The organism is Dietzia sp. Alg238-R159 (genome assembly GCF_900537145.1).
Classification (GTDB): Bacteria; Actinomycetota; Actinomycetes; order Mycobacteriales; family Mycobacteriaceae; genus Dietzia; species Dietzia kunjamensis.
In genome coordinates, this window is the sequence record NZ_UNRI01000003.1 from 405,710 (window position 1) to 423,513 (window position 17,804).

The following is a 17,804-nucleotide window of genomic DNA, read 5'->3' on the forward strand; positions in this document are numbered from 1 at the left end:
CGGGCGGTGACCGTCGACCGCCTGCGGTGACCGGTGTCAGTCGCCCCGCGAGCGGCTGAGGAGCGGCCGGAGGAGCGGGACGTAATCTGACCCCAGACGACCAGCTACCCGGAGGACTCCCATGACCTACCCGCCCCAGGGGAATACTGCCGACGGCGACTCGACCGGTGGCGACGATGCGAGTCGGGGCTCCTACGGCCAGAACCCGTACGGCCAGGGCACATACGGACAGAGCCCGTACGGACAGGGCACATACGGACAGAGCCCGTACGGCCAGGGCTCGTACGAGCAGACCGACTACAGCGCGCAGACCCCGACCGGTTACGGCGCGCAGACCCCGTCCTTCGGCGGGGCGGGCGGATACGGGACCACCTCGGCAATTCGCCCCGGCCCGCCGTCGAACGTCGGCTGGGCGGTCGCGTCGATTCTCTTCTTCTGGCCGCTGTCGTTCGTCGCGATGACCCGCGCGCTGGACGTCTACCCGCTGTGGGCCGCCGGTCGCCACGCCGAAGCCGAGGCCGCCAGTGCGACCGCCAAGAAGCTCGGCATGATCTCGCTGGCGATCGTGGCAGTCCTCATCGTGCTGTACTTCATCTTCATCTTCGCGATGGTGGGACTGGCCTCGAGCGGCTTCTAGACCGGGCCGGGTCCGCGGTTCAGGCCAGGCCCAGACGAGGGGCTTCGATCGCAGGGCAGGCGTCCATCACCACGTCCAGCCCGGCATCCTTCGCCCGCTGCGCCGCGGCCTCGTCGACCACGCCCAGCTGCAACCAGACCGCCTTGGCTCCCTTGGCGATCGCATCGTCCACCACGCCGCCCGCGAGCTGCGAGTTGACGAACACGTCGACCACATCGACCTCGCCGGGAACGGACGCGAGATCCGGGTAGCCCTGCTGACCGTGCACGGTCTCGGCCTTGGGATGGACCGGAACGATCTCGTGCCCCAGGTCGCGGACGTAGGCGGCGATCCCGTACGCGGTGCGCGCGGAGTTGCTGGACAGGCCGGCGACGGCCCAGCGGCCCTTCTCGGTGAGCAGGCGCTTGATGACGGCGGGGTCGTTGGTATGGCTCATACCCAGTGCAAGGCCCGCCGCCGCCGAGACATTCCCGGGGCCTCCCATCAGGCCCGGTCAGTCAGTCCCCGACGGGTTCTGTGCGCGGGGACATCGCTCCGCTCGCTGGCGCTCCCTCCGCTAGTCTCCGACGGCGTCCTTGCCGCGGCGGACGATCTTCGGGTCCGGGTCGAACACCACCTGGGGGTCCTTGTCCGGGTAGTCGAACTGGTTCAGGAAGTAGCGCATCGCGTTGATGCGGGCCCGCTTCTTGTCGTTGGACTTGATGGTGATCCACGGCGCGTGGTCGGTGTCCGTGCGCCGGAACATCTCCACCTTGGCGTCCGTGTACTTGTCCCACTTGTCGAGGGACTCCAGGTCCATGGGCGAGAGTTTCCAGCGCCGCACCGGGTCGAGTTGCCGGATCGCGAACCGGGTCTTCTGCTCCTCGCGGGTGACCGAGAACCAGAACTTGGTCAGACCGACCCCGGACTCGACCAGCATCTTCTCGAACATGGGCGCCTGCTCCATGAACGTCTCGTACTGGGAATCGGTGCAGAAGCCCATCACCCGCTCCACGCCGGCGCGGTTGTACCAGGAGCGGTCGAACAGCACGAGCTCGCCGCGGCTGGGCAGATGGGCCACGTACCGCTGGAAGTACCACTGGTACATCTCGGTCTCGGTCGGCTTGACCAGCGCGACGACCCGGGCCTGCCGGACGTTGATGTACTCGGTGAACCGCTTGATGGTCCCGCCCTTGCCGGCGGCGTCGCGGCCCTCGAACACGATCACCTGCCGGTGCCCTGATTCGGCCTGCCAGTTCTGGAACTTCAGCAGTTCGATCTGCAGCAGGTACTTCTCGACCTCGTACTGGTTGCGGTCCATCCGCTCGTCGTACGGGTAGTTCTCCCGCCAGGTGTCGACGGCCCGGCCGTTGATGTCGATGAGGTCCGGGTCCTCACCGTGGTCGTCGCGGACCGTGAAACCCTCGGCGCGGAGCCGGTCGATGTAATGGCGTAGCTGGAACGTGGACATGGCTCAGTCGAGCTCCACGACGACGGGCGCGTGGTCCGAGGCGCCCTTTCCCTTGCGTTCCTCGCGGTCGATGAACGCCCCGCTCACCCGCGCGGCCAGCGCGGGGGAGTGCAGTTGGAAGTCGATGCGCATGCCCTTGCGCTTGGGAAAGCTGAGCCCGGTGTAGTCCCAGTAGGTGTAGACGCCGGGTCCGGGCGTGTGCTCGCGGGTGACCTCGCGGAACCCGGCGCCGTCGAACGCCGCAAACGCCAACCGTTCGGGGCCGGAGACGTGGGTCTTGCCGTCGAAGACCTCCATGTCCCACACGTCCTCGTCGAGCGGCGCGACGTTCCAGTCACCCACCAGGGCGATCTGGGCGTCGGAGTCGGCGGCCAGTTCGGCGGACGCGTGGTCGCGCAGGCGGGCCAACCACTCCAGCTTGTAGGTGTAGTGCGGATCGCCCAGCTCACGGCCGTTGGGGACGTAGAGGCTGTACACGCGGACGCCGTCGCAGACCGCCGAGATGGCGCGGGCCTCGGGGTCCTGCGAGACCTCGGGGTCCTTGTGGAAGCCCGGCATCCCGTCGAAGCCCAGGCGCACGTCCTCGAGCCCCACCCGGGAGGCCACGGCGACGCCGTTCCACTGGCTCAGCCCGTGATGGGCGATCTCGTAACCGGCCTCCCGGAAGGCCTCGGTGGGGAACTGCTCGTCCTTGCACTTGGTCTCCTGCATCGCCAGGACGTCGACGTCGGACCGTTCGAGCCACGCGAGCACGCGGTCTCTCCGGGCGCGGATCGAGTTCACATTCCAGGTGGCCAGACGCATGCGCCCGAGTGTATTGCCCTCGGCGCGGCGGTGTCACCGTGGGAGCGGAGCCGGTGTCAGTCGACGACGACGAGGTGGCGCAGCGAATGGTGCGGCTGCAGTCCGAGCTTGGCCCACAGGCCGCGCCCGGCGGAGTTGTCCGCGAACACGTGCAGGTGACATTCCTGCGCGCCGAGGCCCAGTCCCCACTCCACGAGCGAGCCGGTGACCACCTCGGCCAGGCCGCGGCGGCGGTGGGCGTCCGCGGTCTCCACGCACGAGACCGCGATCCGCGCTTCGCCGTCGGGACCGGTCGTGACGGCGCCCCGGGCGATCGCGGCCAGCTCCCCGTCCTCCTCGAGTCGGGCGAACACCGCGTGGCCGCCGGGGCCGGGGGAACCGGCGTCGGGCCCGGAGCTGACGAGCCCGGCGGTGGCGAGCATCGCGGGCCGGACGCGTTCGGGGGCGAGGTCGGCGGTGGCGTGGTAGAGCGCCAGCCAGTCGTCATCGGGACGATCGACCAGCGTGACCGCCGGACGGGTGGCCGCGGGGAACGCCTCGTCGACCACCGCGAGCAGGTCGCGGCTGTCGACCGTGCAGAGCAGGAGTTCGCGGTCGGCGTGGATCCGTGCCGGGTCCACCGGGACACCGCCGAGGGTCATCCGGTCGGAGGTCACGAGCCGGTCCACGTCCACCAGTCGCAGCGGCAGGCCACGGGCGGCGTACCAGTCACGCACGCCGTCGAGTTCGGAACAGCTGGCCCACGGAAGGACGGGCACGGCCGAGTTCCCGCGGTACGACCAGTCGTCGCCGGCCCGGCAGAACCAGCCGTCGACGATCTCGTACTCCCGGCCGGGCCACGCCAGGGCGCCGGCGTACTCGCGCGCCCGGATGTCGCGGGCCCGCACCGGCCGCGGCGGAACCACCTTGAGTACGGCGATGTCGGCGTCGGGGATCCGCACCTGCTCACCGGACTCCCGGGCCACGACCAGTTCCGGCTCGAGTTCGACCACGCGACCGATGACGTCGGTGTACAGGTGCGAGGTCTGGCCCGCCTCCAGATGACGACGCACCACCACGCGATCGCCCACCGCCACCCGGCGGCCGGCGTTCCACCGGGACCGTTCCGACAGGTCCCGGTCCCGCTCAGTCATGGTCGGGGACGACCTCGTCGTCGTCGTCGTCGTAGTCGTCCTCCTCGTCGGCGAACGGGTCCGGGTCGGAGGCCGGATCCCAGCTCAGGCCGGGTACGCCCCACCCGGCGTCACGGATGTGGCGCTTTGCGGCCTTCCGGTTCCGTCCGATGAGGCCGTCGGTGTAGAGGAAACCGTCGAGGTGGCCCACCTCGTGCTGCAGGCAGCGGGCGAACAGTCCGTACCCCTCCACCGAGACGGGCTCGCCGTGCTCGTCGGTGCCCGTCACCCGCGCCCACCAGGCGCGACCGCGCGGGAAGTTGACCGCCGGGACGGACAGGCAGCCCTCGAGGTCGTCCTCCGGATCCGGCATCGTCTCGGGGATCTCGGAGGTCTCGAGCACCGGGTTGACTATGCACCCGCGGCGGTTGAGCCAGCCCCCGCGCGCCTCGACCTCCTCGCGGGTCACGCCCTCGCCGTCCTCGGTGTCCAGGTCCGGGCAGTCGTAGACGAACAGGCGCTTGCGCACGCCGATCTGGTTGGCGGCCAGGCCCACCCCGTTCGCGGCGTCCATCGTGTCGTAGAGATCCTGCACCAGCCCGGCGAGTTCCTCGGGGGACTCGGTGACGGGCTCGGTGGGGGCGTGGAGCGCGGGATCGCCGAGGATGACGATGGGACGGACGGCCATGGTGGTCGATTCTAGAGCGCCGGACATGGCGATGTGTCGGAGGCGTGTGGTTCACTACGGGGGAATCACAAGGGTGTATTTCACCCGCACAGCATTTCACTCGCACGGTATTCCATCCGCACGGTGATCCGGGTAGTGGTCATCAGTGGTCAACAGAGGTCATCACGGTCAGGAGGCAGGCACATGGGTCGGTCAGCCACCGCGGCACGCGAGGTGCAGGGCGAGAAGGACCGCGCGCAGGGGGCGGCCGAGCTCCACGCCGCCGACCCCGTCCTGTCCGAACGAGACCGGGCCATGCTCGAGTTCGAGCGGCAGTGGTGGAAGTTCGCCGGCTCCAAGGAGGAGGCGATCCGGCAGCAGTTCGACATGTCCGGTACGCGCTACTTCCAGATCCTCAACGATCTCATCGACCGCCCCGAGGCCCTGGCCGCGGATCCGCTCCTCGTCAAGCGGCTGCGCCGGATGCGTTCCAGCCGACAGAAGGCACGCGCGGCGCGCAACCTGGGAATGCGGCTCGACTGACCTAGACTCGGCGGCGTGAGCTCCCAGTCCGGAAACCCGCAGTACGACAGCCCGCAGCCCGGCGATGCCGAGTACGGCGATCCCGAATACGGCGGCCCGCACGGCGCCGACGACCCCTATGCGCCGGGCGACGGCCCGGCCGTGGACGAGCCGACCGGCCCGCCGTACCGCGCCATCGCGATGGTGCTGCTGGCCGCGGTCGTTCTGGCGGTCGGCGTCGGACTGGTCCAGCTGTTCGGGGGTGACGACGACGAGGCCGCCCCCACCGCCGACGACACCACCTCCCAGGTGGAACAGGACGCTTCGGCGGGACAGGGCGCCGACGGCCAGACCGGGGCCGACGGTGCCGACGCCGCAACCGCCCCGGGCGATGCCGGCACCGGTCAGGACGGTGCCGGCGGCGCGGACGGTGAGTCCGGCGGAGGAACCGACGGGCAGGACCCGCAGTCCGGCGACCCCGCGGCGCCCGCGCCGGGCCAGCCCGCCGGTCAGGCCCCCGGCGGAGCGGTGCCGGACGTGACGTCGGTGCCCGTGCAGGTCTTCAACAACAGCACGGTGACCGGGCTGGCCGGCCGCACCGGTGAGACGCTGCGCGAGAACGGGTACGCCGTCGGCGAGGTGGCCAACATGCCGTCCAACCGCGGCGTCGTGGCGGAGTCGACCGCCTTCTACGGCTCCGGCCCCGGCGAACAGCAGGCTGCACAGGCGATCGCCTCCCAGTTGGGCATCACCGCCAAGCCGCGACCGGCGGATCTCGCGGACGAGGCACCAGGGGTGATCGTGATCGTCACCCAGGATCTCGACCGCTGACCCCTGAGGATATGATGAGCCCACGCATTCCGTTCCGCGGGTTGCGTGCTCACTAGCGACTTGCAGCTTCCCGAGATCGAAGGAGCCCCCATGGCCCCGCGTCAGACCGCCCGCCGCCTCCTGGTCGCGGCTCCCGCACTCGCCCTCGCGTTCGCCGTGGCCGCGTGCAGCCCGCCCAACGAGCAGCCGGCCGAGGCCGACGCGCCGTACACGCTGCCCAGCTACACCGAGGACGCCGCGCCGACGAGCTCGATCCCGGAGACGCAGGAGACCGACGTGCCCGAGGGTGCCGGCGACTTCGAGCCCGGCGTGACGGAGACGGGCAATCCCGGTGGCGAGGGCGGCGGCCAGGCCACCACAGATGACGGCATCGTCGTCCCGGGAACCGGACAACAGGCCGGCAACGCCCCGGCGCAGCCCGCCCCCTGAGCAGCCCGCCCCTGACCTGACGGGTCGGCACCACCCCCGGACGACGAGAAGAGCGTCCCGCACACGTTCCCCGAGAGGGACAGGTGCGGGACGCTCTTCTCGTCGGGCCGGCGGCCGGCCCCGGCCGCGCGACGGGTCAGTTGGCGGCGCTACCGTCGAGGCCCGACCCGGTGAACTTCTCCAGCACCGGGGCCTCGTGGGTGATGGTGCCGTCCTCGACGCTCTCCCGGTAGGCGAGGTTGCCCACGCGGTTCGCGATCACCGGCGCCGTGCACACGGCGACGATGGCGGCCAGCACGAGCATGCCCAGGTCGATGTCCGGGAAGATCCGGATCCCGGCGCCGAGCAGGATCAGCACGAGGCCGAGGACCTGCGGCTTGGCGGCCGGGTGCATGCGGCTGAGGGTGTCGCGGAAGCGGACGAGGCCGATCGCGCTGGCCAGTGTCAGCAGCGCGCCGGCGAGGACGAACAGTGCGGAGATGATCTCCACCAGGTCGTTGGTCATGGGAGGGCCTCCTCGGGCGATCCGACGGTGTCGTTCACGCGGAAACGGGCCACGGACACCGACCCGAGGAACGCCACGAGGGCGAGCGCGACGAGCGCGGCGGCGGGGGTGGTGTCCTTGGACCAGGCGATGTAGACACCGATGCCGCCCTGGGCCACCGCGACGAGCGCATCCAGGGAGATCAGGCGGTCGAGGGTGTTGGGGCCGCCGACGAGCCGGATCATGGTGGCGAACAGCGCGGCCGTCAGCGCGATGATGGCCAGACTCCACAGGATGAGCGAGATGATGTTCACCGGGGGGCCTCCTGTTCCGGGGTGGGGCCGTCGGCGTCGTCCGCGTGGTGGGCCGAGTGCTCTGCTTCGGCCTGCTCTGTTTCGGCCTGCTCTGCTTCGACTCGTGCAGCTCCGGGCTCGTCTGCGTCGGTGTGGTCTGCGGCGGCGTGAGCTGGCGCGGCGTGCACGGTGGCGTGGGGAGCGGATTCCGCCGAGTCCGCGGTGCCCACGGTCGTCGGGGCGCTGTCGGCGGGTGCGGAGTAGTGCTCCGGGCTCGGCTTCCAGTCCTCGTCGCGCTCGAAGGCGCGCTGGTAGAGCGTCTCGATGTGCGCGGTCTGGGATCTGAAATGCTCCACGGCGTCGTCGGTTCCGGTGTTCAGCACGTGGATGTAGACGTACCGGGCCGCGGGATCCACGCGGACGACGATGCCGCCCGGCATGAGGTTGAGGGTGTTGACGGCCAGCGCCAGTGTGAAGTCGGATTTCAGCCGCATCGGGGCGCGCAGCACGGCGGAGCGCGGGGGAGCCTGGGGCCGGACCGACAGCCAGGCGACGGCGATCGACGACCGGACGAGGTAGTAGGCCACCACGATCACCAGCCACACCATCGACACCGGCCGCAGCAGACCCTCGACGGGGACGCGGGGGAGCGGGAGGACGGCCATCACCACGGTCGCGACGATGAGTCCGGCGGCGATGGTGCCGATGTCGATGCTGCCCCACAGCAGGACCCAGGCGAATGCCAGCCACAGGGTCATGAACAGGCGGGCGCCGAGCACCCGCGGCTCCAACGTCATCTTCCGGGCCATGTCAGCGCACCCCCGTCACGGAGTCGACGAAGCGTTCGGGTGTGGCGTCGGTGGGGACGGTCACGAGGTACTCGACACGCTCCCGCAGACTCTCGGCGGCGCCGTCGGTGACCGCGAGCAGCGGGCCGGCGAAGACGGTCATGAGAAGCGAGACGACGATGAGCGCCCACGTCGGGGCCAGCATGCTCCACGGCATCCGCCCGACCTCGTCGCGCTCGTCGAACTCGACGTACTCGTCGGACGGCAGCAGTGCGAGCGGCTTGGCCAGCGCGATCGCGCCCTCGGGGGCGTCCGCCCGGGGCCGCCAGAACGCCTTGGACCACACGCGCACGACCACGTACAGCGTCAGCAGGCTGGTGACCATGGCGCCGGCGACGAGCACCCACATGAGGACCCCGCCGACCTCTGCGCCGGCCTGGACCACGGCGAGCTTGCCGACGAAGCCGGAGAACGGCGGGATCCCGCCCAGGTTGAGCGCCGGGATGAGGAACGTGACGGCGAGGACCGGGCTGACGACGCCGAGGGACCCCAACCGGCGGAGGGAGGACGACCCCGCCTGCCGTTCGATGAGGCCCACGACCAGGAACAGTGTGGTCTGCACGACGATGTGGTGGCCGACGTAGTAGATCGCGGCGCTCAGCCCGGACTCGGTGGACAGGGCGACCCCGAAGATCATGTAGCCGATGTGGCTGACCAGGGTGAACGACAATATCCGCTTGATGTCCGACTGGGCGATCGCACCGAGGATCCCCACGACCATCGTCAACAGGCCGGCCACCAGGAGGACGCCGTCCATGCTGCCCCCGGGGAACACCAGGGTGTGGAAGCGGATGATCGCGTAGACGCCGACCTTGGTGAGCAGACCGGCGAACACGGCGGTGACCGGGGCGGGCGCGGTCGGGTACGAGTCGGGCAGCCACGTGGACAGCGGGAACACGGCGGCCTTGATGCCGAACGCCACGAGGAACACGGCGAAGATGGTGTGCCGCAGGCCGTCCGGGACCTCGGCCATCCGGGTGGCGACCTGCGCCAGGTTGAGCGTTCCGACGGCGGAATAGGTCAGCGCGATGCCCAGCAGGAAGACCATCGAGGACACCATCGACACAACGGTGTACGACACGCCCGCGCGCACACGTTCCTGACTGGCACCCAGCGTGAGCAGCACGTACGACGCGGCCAGCAGCATCTCGAACCCGACGAACAGGTTGAACAGGTCGCCGGCGATGAACGCCGCGTTCAGGCCGGCGGCCAGCGCGAGGTAGGTGGGCAGGAAGACCGAGGTCGGCTGGTCGCCGTCACCGTCGCGGACACCCTGGCCGACGGCGTAGATGATGACCGTCAGCAGGATCACGGCGGATACGCACAGCATCAGCGCGCTGAGCCGGTCCGCGACCAGGGTGATGCCGACCGGGGCGTCCCAGCCTCCCACCTGGACGGTGTGCATCCCGTGTTGTTCGGTCAGCACCAGCAGGATGCCGGAGATGACCAACACCCCGGTCAGGGTGGCGATCGTGATGACGTTCTGCACCCGCGGTCGGCGGGAGACCACCAGACAGAGGGCGGCCGCCAGCATCGGGGCGAGGACGACCGACGGGATGAGGTAGCCGAAGAGTTCGGGGGAGATCACAGGTCCTCCTCCTTTCCGGCGTCCTTGTTGCGCTTCACGCGTCGATCGATACGTCGGGCCTCCGCCTCGGCGCGGGCCCGTGCCTCCGCGCGAGCGTCGGCCTCGGCTCTGGCCCGGGCCTCCGCTCGGGCTTCGGCGGCGGCCTCGGCTTCGGCCTCCTCGAGGTCCTCGTCGTCGTAGTCGACGTGGTCACCGAGTTCGGTGGGCTGACCGGTGGCGTGGTCGTCGGAGGCGTCACGGTCGGGAGCGGACCAGGCGTCGGTGGGGGAGCGTCGGGCGATCTTCGTGTCCTCGACGTCGTCCGCGACCTCGTCCACGGTGGTGAACTGGTACGAGCGGTAGGCCAGCGCCAGGATGAACGCCCCGACACCGGCGGTGATGACGATGGCGGTGAGGATCATGGCCTGGGCCAGCGGATCGGAGTCGGTGGCGTTGCCGCCCCAGGTCCGGTCGCGGATGGGCGGGTTCCCGGGGGCGCCGCCGGCCGCCAGCAGCAGCAGGTTGACGCCGTTGGACAGGATCATGATCCCCAGCAGGATCTTGATGATGGCGCGCTCGAGCAGTAGGTAGACGCCGGCGGCGCTGAGGATGCCCGCCAGGAGCAGCAGTGCGAAGTCGGCGGTCATGGCATCCCCCGGGAGGTCGTGCCCTGGTTCTCGGCGGCTCTCAGGCGGTCGGCGCGGCGGGCGGCCAGGTCGGACCGCGGTGCGGCGCCGTCGACGCCGGGGACGCGGCGCAGGGAGGCGGTGGACGGCGAGTCGGTGGCGTCGACGTAGACGGCGCGGAGTTCCTCGAGGTCCTCGGCGTCCAGGTCGAGTCGGGCGCCGAGGCTGCGGAGGATGTCGAGGACGAGACCGACGACGATGAGGTAGACCCCCGCGTCGAAGAACAGCGCCGTGACGAACTTGACGTCCCCGAAGACGGGAAGCGTTCCCTCGAAGGTGGCGCTGGACAGGGGAGGTGCCCCGAAGAACATCGAGGCGGTGGCCGTGCCGGCGGCCAGCAGGAGCCCGAATCCGAGGATCCGGCCGGCGTCGATGGGGATGGCCTCCCCGAGTTCGTAGCGGCCACCGGCGACGTACCGCAGCACCAGGGCCAGACCGGCCACCAGACCGCCGGCGAAGCCACCGCCGGGGTTGTTGTGCCCGGCGAAGAAGAAGAACAGGCTCAGGATCATCATGGTGGGGAAGATGAGCCTGGTGGTGACCTCGAGGACGAGGGAACGCGCGCGCGGATCGCGGACGGTCGCCCCGACCAGCCAGCGGCCGGGGGAGGCGCCGGGAGCCTCGACGACGATCCGGGCGGCCTCGATGCCGCGCCGGCCGGAACGCGTCTTGCCGGCGTCGGCGAGGCGCGGGCCCGAGCCGTAGCGGCGGTTGCGGAAGACCAGGCTGGCCACACCGGTGGCGGCGACGAGCAGCACCGTGATCTCGCCGAGGGTGTCCCAGGCGCGGATGTCGACCAGGGTGACGTTGACCGCGTTGGCGCCGTTGCCGATGTCGTAGGCGAGGTCCGGGAAGACCGTGGACACGGCGGGTCGCTGGCGGGCGTTGATGGCGTAGGCGCCCACGATCACCACGAGCAGGCCCACCCCGATGCCGAGCCAGGCGCGGGTCCGGCGGAAGCCGTCCGACAACGGGACCTCGGCGGGCATCGTGCGCAGCACCAGGACGAACGCGACCATCAGCAGCGTCTCCACCAACACCTGGGTGAGGGCCAGGTCCGGGGCGCCGTGGAAGGCGAAGATGATGGCGACGCCGTAGCCGGTGACGGACATGCTGATCACCGCGGCGAGGCGGTTGCGCAGGACGGTGGCGGCGATCGCGGCGACGGTCATGGGGATCATGACGAACAGCACGACCGGGTTGCCCGCCAGCTCCATCCGCAGGCCCTCGCGGGTGCCGACCATAAGGGACGCGAACGGGAACAGCACGAGGGTGAACAGGATGATGCCGAGCGTCAGCGGGAGGGAGCCGCGCTGGATGCTCGCGGTCAGGCGCAGTGACAAGAGGTCGAAGAAGCGCAGGACGGCGTCGTAGATGCGGTCGGCGTTACCCAGCGCGGGCGACTCGAACTGCATCCGCTCGACGGTCCGCTGGGCGACATAGAGCATGGCTCCGAGCACGTACACGACCGCCGTGAGCGCCAACGGGATGCCGACGCCGTGCCACAGTCCCAGGTGGTAGGCCTCGTCTCCGCGCCACGGGCTGCCGGGCGGGAACGCGACATCGACGAACCGGACGAGGAGGTTCTCGACGGGCGCCGACCACAGGCCGAGCACCAGGCCGGCGACGGCGAGGACCGCGGGCACCGAGAGGAACATCGGGTTGACGGGCTTCGAGTCGGCGACCGCGGGGCTGATCCCGTCGGGGAAGGTCGGCTTGTCCCGGAATGCGCCCATGACCAGGCGGGCGGTGTACGAGAAGGTGAGCACCGAGCCCAGTACGAGGCCCGCGGTGACAACAATCGCGGGCATCCCGTGTAGTCGGCCCTCGGTCAGCACGGTGGCGAACGCGGACTCCTTGCCGATGAACCCGAGGAAGGGCGGGAGCCCGGCCATCGAGGCGGCGGCGAGGGTGAAGAACACCGCCAGTGCGGGCCGCGAGCGGCCGAGGCCCGACAGCTCGCGGATCTCGCGGGTGCCGGTCGTCTTGTCGATCACGCCGACCGCCATGAACAGGGACGACTTGAACAGCGAGTGTGCGAGCAGCATGGTGAGCCCGGCGAGCATGGTGTCCCGGGAGCCGATGCCCACCAGCACGAGCAGGAAACCCAGCTGGGACACCGTGCCGAAGGCCAGCACCAGCTTGAGGTCCGTCTCGCGTAGCGCCCGCCACCCGGCCATGAGCAGGGAGACCAGGCCCAGGGCGATGAGTGGCAGCTGCCAGGTGGACGAGCCGGACAACCCGGGACTGAACGCCGCGACGAGGAAGACGCCGGCCTTGACCATGGCCGCGGAGTGCAGGTACGCGCTCACCGGGGTGGGGGCGGTCATCGCCCCCGGTAGCCAGAAGTGCAGGGGAGCGATGGCGGACTTGCTCGCCGCGCCGATGATGACCAGGGCGAGAGCCCAGTGGACGAGGGGCCCCGACGGTGGGGCCGCGATGATCTCGCTGAGCAGGTACGACCCGGCTTCCTGCGCCAGGATGATCATGCCGACGAGCATCGCCAGGCCGCCGAGGGTGGTCACCAGCAGTGCCTGGGTGGCGGCACGCCGGGACGAGGCCCGCTCGGCGTAGTGGCCGACCAGCAGGAAGCTCAGAACGGAGGTGATCTCCCAGAAGATGTACAGCAGGATCATGTTGTCGGCCACGACCAGGCCGAACATGACGCCCGCGAAGGCGACGAGCTCCGCGGCGAACAGGTGGAGTCGCGGTTCGGAGTCGTCGAAGTACCAGGTGCAGTAGAACAGCACCAACGCACCGACGCCCAGTGCGATGAGGGACATCAGCGCGGACAGGGCGTCCATCCGCAGGTCGAGCGCCAGGTGGATGCCGGGAGCCCACTGGATGGACTCCGTGGGTACCCGGTCGAGGTTCGCGGCCACCCAGACCGCGCCGGCGGCGGGGACCAACGCCAGGAGCGGGAAGGCGCGGCGTCCGAACCTGGACACCAACGGGATCGCGATCAGGGCGGCCACGGCATGGGCCGCGAGGATCACGATCACCGGCGGCTCCTTTCCTTGCGTCGAACGGACGACGACATGCGGACGTATCCGCCGCGAGGCGGCGGGGAGTCGGTGGTCGACCGGGGCGTGGTTCCTGTGATCACTTTACAGAACGGTGTTTCCGAGCCGACTTCACCGCAGGTGGAGACGGGTCGCGGCGCTGAGCAGCGCCGCGATCGAGGCCTCGGTGGAGGTCTGCCCGAACCCGAGCGCCCACGTCTCGCGGCGACCACAGCTGGCGCGCAGGATCGTGCACCACGATCCGGCCTCGCCGAAGGCGTGGCCGCCGTGCCGGTGGCCCTCGTACTGGTGGAACTGCTCGATCTCCGCACGCGCGCCGACCTGGCCCAGCATGTCGGACATCGCGGTGACGTCACCGCAGGACTCGGTGGTCAGGCGGCGGGCGGTGAACTCGCCGGGCGCGTCCCCTGCGGCACGGGTGGCCAGGATCGCCTCGTAGGCGATGATGCCCCGACCCAGCGGGCGGCGGGAGAAATCGGCCAGATGAAAGCGGTCGGAGGACGGGGCGTAGGTGTCGAGCAGCGTGCGCCAGTCCAGGCCCGCGGCCTCGGAGGCGAACCCTCGTGGCAGCCGGCGGCCGAATCGATCCGCGAAGGGGCAGATGGGAGAGCCGGTGGTCGCGTGGGGTCCGCCGAACGTGGGATTCGCCGTGGGGGTCATGGAGTTCTCGCTTCTGGTGCGTCGGTGAGATGACCGACGTCAGAAGGAGCAACCACGCAACGGGGGTGCCGGTCTGTCAGGCCCCGTTACGTCCGGTTACTACGAGAATCTTCCGCATGGTCAGACACTCTAGGCCGCCGGCGTAAATCCCGGCAAGCCCGTGGCGCCCCGCCCCCGCGCGCGGCACCCTCGCGCTGCTCAGCTCTCGCGACGCTCGGCGTACTGCCGGAGGTCCTCCACCTGCACGGGGTCGAGAGAGGGTCTGACCGCGCGGCGGGCGCGATCCACGTCGTCGGCGGTGACCTCGGCCGCGTCGATGTCGCGACGCATCGCGGTCAGCGCCGACTCCCGCAGCAGTGCGGCGCAGTCCGCGGCCGAGTACCCGTCCAGGTCGGTCGCGAGCTCGGTCAGGTCCACGTCGTCGGCCAGCGGGACGTCCCGGCCGGCCGCCCGGAGGATGTCCGCCCGGGCCTCGGCGTCCGGCGGGGGGACGAACACCAGGCGTTCGAGCCGCCCCGGACGCAGCAGGGCGGGGTCGATGAGTTCGGGCCGGTTGGTGGCGCCGAGGATGACCACATCACCCAGTGGCTCCGCACCGTCGAGTTCGGTGAGCAGGGCCGCGACCACCCGGTCGCCGACGCCCGAATCGCCGGACTGGCCCCGCCGCGGGGCGAGCGCGTCGATCTCGTCGAGGAACACCAGCGACGGCGCGGAGTCCCGGGCCTTGCGGAACAGGTCGCGGACGGCCTTCTCCGAGGACCCGACCCACTTGTCCATGAGCTCGGCGCCCTTGACCATGTGCACCGTCAGCCGGCCGCTCGCGGCGAGGGCCCGCACGACGAAGGTCTTGCCACACCCCGGGGGGCCGTACAGCAGCACGCCCCGCGGCGGCTGCACCCCCAGCCGTTCGAAGGAGTCGCGGTGCTGCAGCGGCCAGAGCACCGTCTCGGTGAGCGCCTGACGTACCTCCTCCATGTCCCCGACGTCGTCGAGGGTGATCGATCCGAGGCTCAGCTCCTCGGTGCCGGACCGGGACAGCGGCCGGATCACGCTGATCGCGCCCAGGAGGTCGTCCTGCTCCAGACGGGCGGCGGGGTGGTCTGGCGCGGGACGGTCGGGTGCAGCGTGGTCGGCGGCGCTGTCGCCCGCGGCCCGCCCGGCCGCCCGCAGGGCCGCCTCCCGGGTCAGTGCCCTCATGTCGCCGGCGACGTACCCGGGGGTGCGCTCGGCGATGGCGGGCAGGTCCAGCGTCCCGGTGGGCACGTTTCTGAGCATGACCTCCAGCAGCGCGGCGCGGTCGGCCGCGTTGGGCAGGGGCAGGTCGAGCACGCGGTCGCAGAGGTCGGGTTCCCGGAGCCGGGCGTCGGCGTCCTCTGGGCGCACGCAGGTCGCCACCAGCACCGATCCTGGGGACGCCACCACCGACCGCAGTCGGTCGAGGACCAGCGTGGACACCGGCTCGGGCTGGGCGGGGAGCAGTGCGTCGACGTCGGTGACCAGCAGGATCCCGCCATTCTCGCGGGCCCGCTCGGCGGCGGCACGTACCGCCTCGAGTCGTGAGGCGGGGTCGAGCGCTCCGACCGAGGGCCCGTCGACCACCTCGAGCCGCCGGTGGCCGGCGACCGAGCGGACCAGCGTCGTCTTGCCGACGCCCGGAGGTCCCGCCACCAGCACCCCGAGGTGCGGCGACGCGCCCAGCGTCCGCAACAACTCCGAGCGGTCCAGCGCGAGGGAGAGCCACTGCTCCAGCACCTCGGCCCGGTCGGCGACGCCGACGAGGTCTTCCCTCGCGACGGCAGTGATGGCCGAGCCGCCGGCCGTCTCCGGGCCCGCGCTGCCCCCGGCGGCGGCAGGAGCCGCCGCGGTGGGGGAGCTCGCCGTCGGACCGGTGCCCCCGGCCCCCGCGCCCCCGGTGCCCACGCCGGTCACGATCGCCGTGGTGGGCTGCACGGAGACGGTCCCGCCGGGCACGGTCGCGGTGACGGTGAGCAGCTCGGTGCCCCATGCCGCGCCCATGGTGTTGCGCAGGGTGCGGGTCGTGTCGGAGGTGGGGAAGTCGGGGCCGAGGTCGCGCGGCATCAGCGTGACCGAGTCCCCGACCCGCACCACCTTGCCCAGCAGCGCCGACCGCAGCACACGCTCGGCGACTCCGCGACCCGCCGGCGGGAGGCCCTGGACCTCGACGGACTGCGCGCCCGTCACCTCCGCGGCCCGCACGGTCACCCGCGCGTCTTCACCGAGGCCACAGTTGGCGGCCACCACCTCGTCGACGACCAGCACGCCGCTCGGCGCGCCCGTGGCCGCGGCGGCGACCACGGCGCCCGTCGTGCGGGCACCGATGATCTCGATGGCATCCCACTCGCGCATCCCCAGCGCGAGGATCACTTCCGGGTGTGCGCGGACGATTCCCCGTCGGGAGTCGGCCGCGGACGCCGACAGGCGCAGGGTCAGGTCAAGATCCGGGCGGGGGTTCACGGAGGTGAGCGTATCGCGGCGAGCGCCGGCTCCTCTGGGTCCCCGGTGGGGTTACAGCGCGCCGCGGATGGCGTTCCAGGCGACGGGGATCTGACGCGAGTAGTAGGACCAGTTGTGCAGCCCGGTGGGCAGGTGGTCGATCGTCGCCGGGATGCCCAGGTCCCGCAGGCGACGGTCCGCCGCGCGCGTGCACTGCCCGGTGGCCTGTTCGAGCGCCATGCCGGCGATGAAGTTGGCGGCGTCGTTGTTGTAGTCCTCCCAGTCGCCCGGGTTGGCCACGCCCGTGCCGGACGAGAGGTAGATCGCCTTTCCGCGCAGCTCCTCCGCGTTGATCAGCGCGTCGTGGGCCGCCCACTGCGCGGTGCCCGGCTCGCCCCACATGTTGGTCAGGGTCGCGCCGCGGCTCTCCACGGTGTAGCGGGTGAGGATCTGACCGAGCGTGCCGGTGGAGTAGCAGCCCGAGACGCCGAAGACGGCCCGGTAGAGATCGGGGTGGCGGGTGGCGATGGTCACGGCCGCGCCGGCGCCCATCGAGATGCCGCCGATCGCGCGGCTGCGGCTGGTGCTGACCTCGGGCTCGACCAGGGCGGGCAGGTCGCGGGTGATGAACGCCTCCCACTTGCTGATGCCCAGCACCGGGTCGGGCTCGTTCCAGTCCGCCCACATCGAACCCTGGCCACCGGTCGGGATGACGAGGTTGACGTTCTCGTCCGCGAACTGCTCTGCCGCGCCCCACTGCATGAAGCCGCTGGGGAGTTCGGAACCGACGCCGTCGAGGAGGTACAGGAACGGCGCGTTCTGATTACCGTCGGGCGCGCGGTAGACCTCGACGGTGATCCCGCGCTTCATGTCGGCCGAGTCGATGAGCCACCGCTCGTAGCGGCCGTCGACGTCCTTGCGCACGACACGGGTCTCGGTGATGTTCGGGTTGGGTTGGGGCGCCGGCGGCGGGGGTCCGGCGAACATGTTGGGGGAGAATCCGAGTCGGTTGGCGATGCCCATCATCGATGACCCGGACGAGCCTGGCAGGTTGCCGAAGTAGAGGAGCTGGCTGAGGCTCTCCGGCGAGATGGTGCCGAGAGCACCGTTGGCGATCTGCTCCGGGCTGATCGACCCCGGTAGCCCCTGCGCCTGCGCGGGGGCGGGGAGCAGCCCCACCGTCAGCGCGGCGGCGACAGCGGTCGCGAGGAGGGCGCGGCCTGCGCGGGTGACGCGGTGGGCGAGTGCGGGCACGGGCATGGCGGCTCCTTCTTCCGGGCAGCCGAGACCTGGTCGCGCCGCCTCTGGTGACAGTATCGGCCCACGGGCATCACACC

18 protein-coding genes are annotated in these 17,804 nt (G+C 70.9%); 4 read left to right on the forward strand and 14 right to left on the reverse strand.

Annotated features, from left to right (window positions below):
• Window positions 1–121 precede the first annotated feature (121 nt).
• Entirely contained in the window at window positions 122–637 is a 516-nt protein-coding gene (locus G6R20_RS10310) for a CD225/dispanin family protein (RefSeq protein WP_096906747.1), read from the forward strand.
• Window positions 638–656: 19 nt separating this feature from the next.
• On the opposite strand, the gene G6R20_RS10315 is transcribed toward G6R20_RS10310, so the two are convergent.
• The 5 genes from G6R20_RS10315 to G6R20_RS10335 form a co-directional block, all read right to left on the reverse strand.
• On the reverse strand, window positions 657–1,073 hold the full coding sequence (locus tag G6R20_RS10315) for a CoA-binding protein (RefSeq protein ID WP_120286087.1): 417 nt from the start codon (window positions 1,071–1,073) through the stop codon (window positions 657–659).
• Between the two features lie 120 nt (window positions 1,074–1,193).
• Window positions 1,194–2,087, reverse strand: coding sequence for a polyphosphate kinase 2 (gene ppk2, locus G6R20_RS10320; RefSeq protein WP_096906749.1), 894 nt, complete (start codon window positions 2,085–2,087; stop codon window positions 1,194–1,196).
• Between the two features lie 3 nt (window positions 2,088–2,090).
• A complete protein-coding gene (locus G6R20_RS10325) occupies window positions 2,091–2,891 on the reverse strand; it encodes an exodeoxyribonuclease III (protein WP_096906750.1) in 801 nt (266 codons plus the stop codon).
• 56 nt (window positions 2,892–2,947) lie between these two features.
• Entirely contained in the window at window positions 2,948–4,024 is a 1,077-nt protein-coding gene (locus G6R20_RS10330) for a GNAT family N-acetyltransferase (RefSeq protein ID WP_132062506.1), read from the reverse strand.
• Complete coding sequence (locus G6R20_RS10335; RefSeq protein WP_163376339.1) at window positions 4,017–4,691, reverse strand: peptide deformylase; 675 nt, start codon at window positions 4,689–4,691, stop codon at window positions 4,017–4,019. Before G6R20_RS10335 ends, G6R20_RS10330 begins: the two co-directional genes overlap by 8 nt.
• Before the next feature lie 183 nt (window positions 4,692–4,874).
• On the opposite strand from G6R20_RS10335, the gene G6R20_RS10340 reads away from it, so the two are divergent.
• The 3 genes from G6R20_RS10340 (at window position 4,875) to G6R20_RS10350 (ending at window position 6,452) form a co-directional block, all read left to right on the forward strand.
• Window positions 4,875–5,213, forward strand: coding sequence for a DUF3263 domain-containing protein (locus G6R20_RS10340; protein ID WP_083249858.1), 339 nt, complete (start codon window positions 4,875–4,877; stop codon window positions 5,211–5,213).
• 15 nt (window positions 5,214–5,228) lie between these two features.
• Window positions 5,229–6,023 carry a LytR C-terminal domain-containing protein gene (locus G6R20_RS10345; protein WP_240341387.1) on the forward strand — a complete coding sequence of 265 codons (795 nt, stop codon included), beginning with the start codon at window positions 5,229–5,231 and terminating at the stop codon, window positions 6,021–6,023.
• Window positions 6,024–6,113: 90 nt separating this feature from the next.
• Window positions 6,114–6,452: a hypothetical protein gene (locus G6R20_RS10350; RefSeq protein ID WP_163376340.1), complete on the forward strand. Its 339-nt coding sequence runs from the start codon at window positions 6,114–6,116 to the stop codon at window positions 6,450–6,452.
• A gap of 136 nt (window positions 6,453–6,588) precedes the next feature.
• Here the strand turns inward: G6R20_RS10350 and G6R20_RS10355 are convergent, their stop codons facing one another.
• The 9 genes from G6R20_RS10355 to G6R20_RS10395 all read right to left on the reverse strand — a co-directional run bounded on the left by G6R20_RS10355 (window position 6,589) and on the right by G6R20_RS10395 (window position 17,727).
• On the reverse strand, window positions 6,589–6,957 hold the full coding sequence (locus G6R20_RS10355; RefSeq protein ID WP_067719292.1) for a monovalent cation/H(+) antiporter subunit G: 369 nt from the start codon (window positions 6,955–6,957) through the stop codon (window positions 6,589–6,591).
• On the reverse strand, window positions 6,954–7,181 hold the full coding sequence (locus G6R20_RS10360) for a monovalent cation/H+ antiporter complex subunit F (RefSeq protein WP_067719517.1): 228 nt from the start codon (window positions 7,179–7,181) through the stop codon (window positions 6,954–6,956). The genes G6R20_RS10355 and G6R20_RS10360 overlap by 4 nt, the downstream gene beginning before the upstream one ends.
• 65 nt (window positions 7,182–7,246) lie before the next feature.
• Window positions 7,247–8,038, reverse strand: a complete 792-nt coding sequence (locus G6R20_RS10365; protein WP_240341388.1) for a Na+/H+ antiporter subunit E — start codon at window positions 8,036–8,038, stop codon at window positions 7,247–7,249.
• 1 nt (window position 8,039) lies between these two features.
• Window positions 8,040–9,665: a Na+/H+ antiporter subunit D gene (locus tag G6R20_RS10370; protein WP_067719289.1), complete on the reverse strand. Its 1,626-nt coding sequence runs from the start codon at window positions 9,663–9,665 to the stop codon at window positions 8,040–8,042.
• Entirely contained in the window at window positions 9,662–10,291 is a 630-nt protein-coding gene (locus G6R20_RS10375; protein ID WP_067719286.1) for a Na(+)/H(+) antiporter subunit C, read from the reverse strand. Before G6R20_RS10375 ends, G6R20_RS10370 begins: the two co-directional genes overlap by 4 nt.
• Complete coding sequence (locus G6R20_RS10380) at window positions 10,288–13,332, reverse strand: Na+/H+ antiporter subunit A (protein WP_096906757.1); 3,045 nt, start codon at window positions 13,330–13,332, stop codon at window positions 10,288–10,290. The genes G6R20_RS10375 and G6R20_RS10380 overlap by 4 nt, the downstream gene beginning before the upstream one ends.
• A gap of 132 nt (window positions 13,333–13,464) precedes the next feature.
• A complete protein-coding gene (locus tag G6R20_RS10385) occupies window positions 13,465–14,013 on the reverse strand; it encodes a hypothetical protein (RefSeq protein ID WP_069388499.1) in 549 nt (182 codons plus the stop codon).
• A gap of 198 nt (window positions 14,014–14,211) precedes the next feature.
• Window positions 14,212–16,488 carry an AAA family ATPase gene (locus G6R20_RS10390; protein ID WP_163376341.1) on the reverse strand — a complete coding sequence of 759 codons (2,277 nt, stop codon included), beginning with the start codon at window positions 16,486–16,488 and terminating at the stop codon, window positions 14,212–14,214.
• 51 nt (window positions 16,489–16,539) lie between these two features.
• Complete coding sequence (locus G6R20_RS10395) at window positions 16,540–17,727, reverse strand: alpha/beta hydrolase family protein (RefSeq protein WP_067719275.1); 1,188 nt, start codon at window positions 17,725–17,727, stop codon at window positions 16,540–16,542.
• Window positions 17,728–17,804 lie beyond the last annotated feature (77 nt).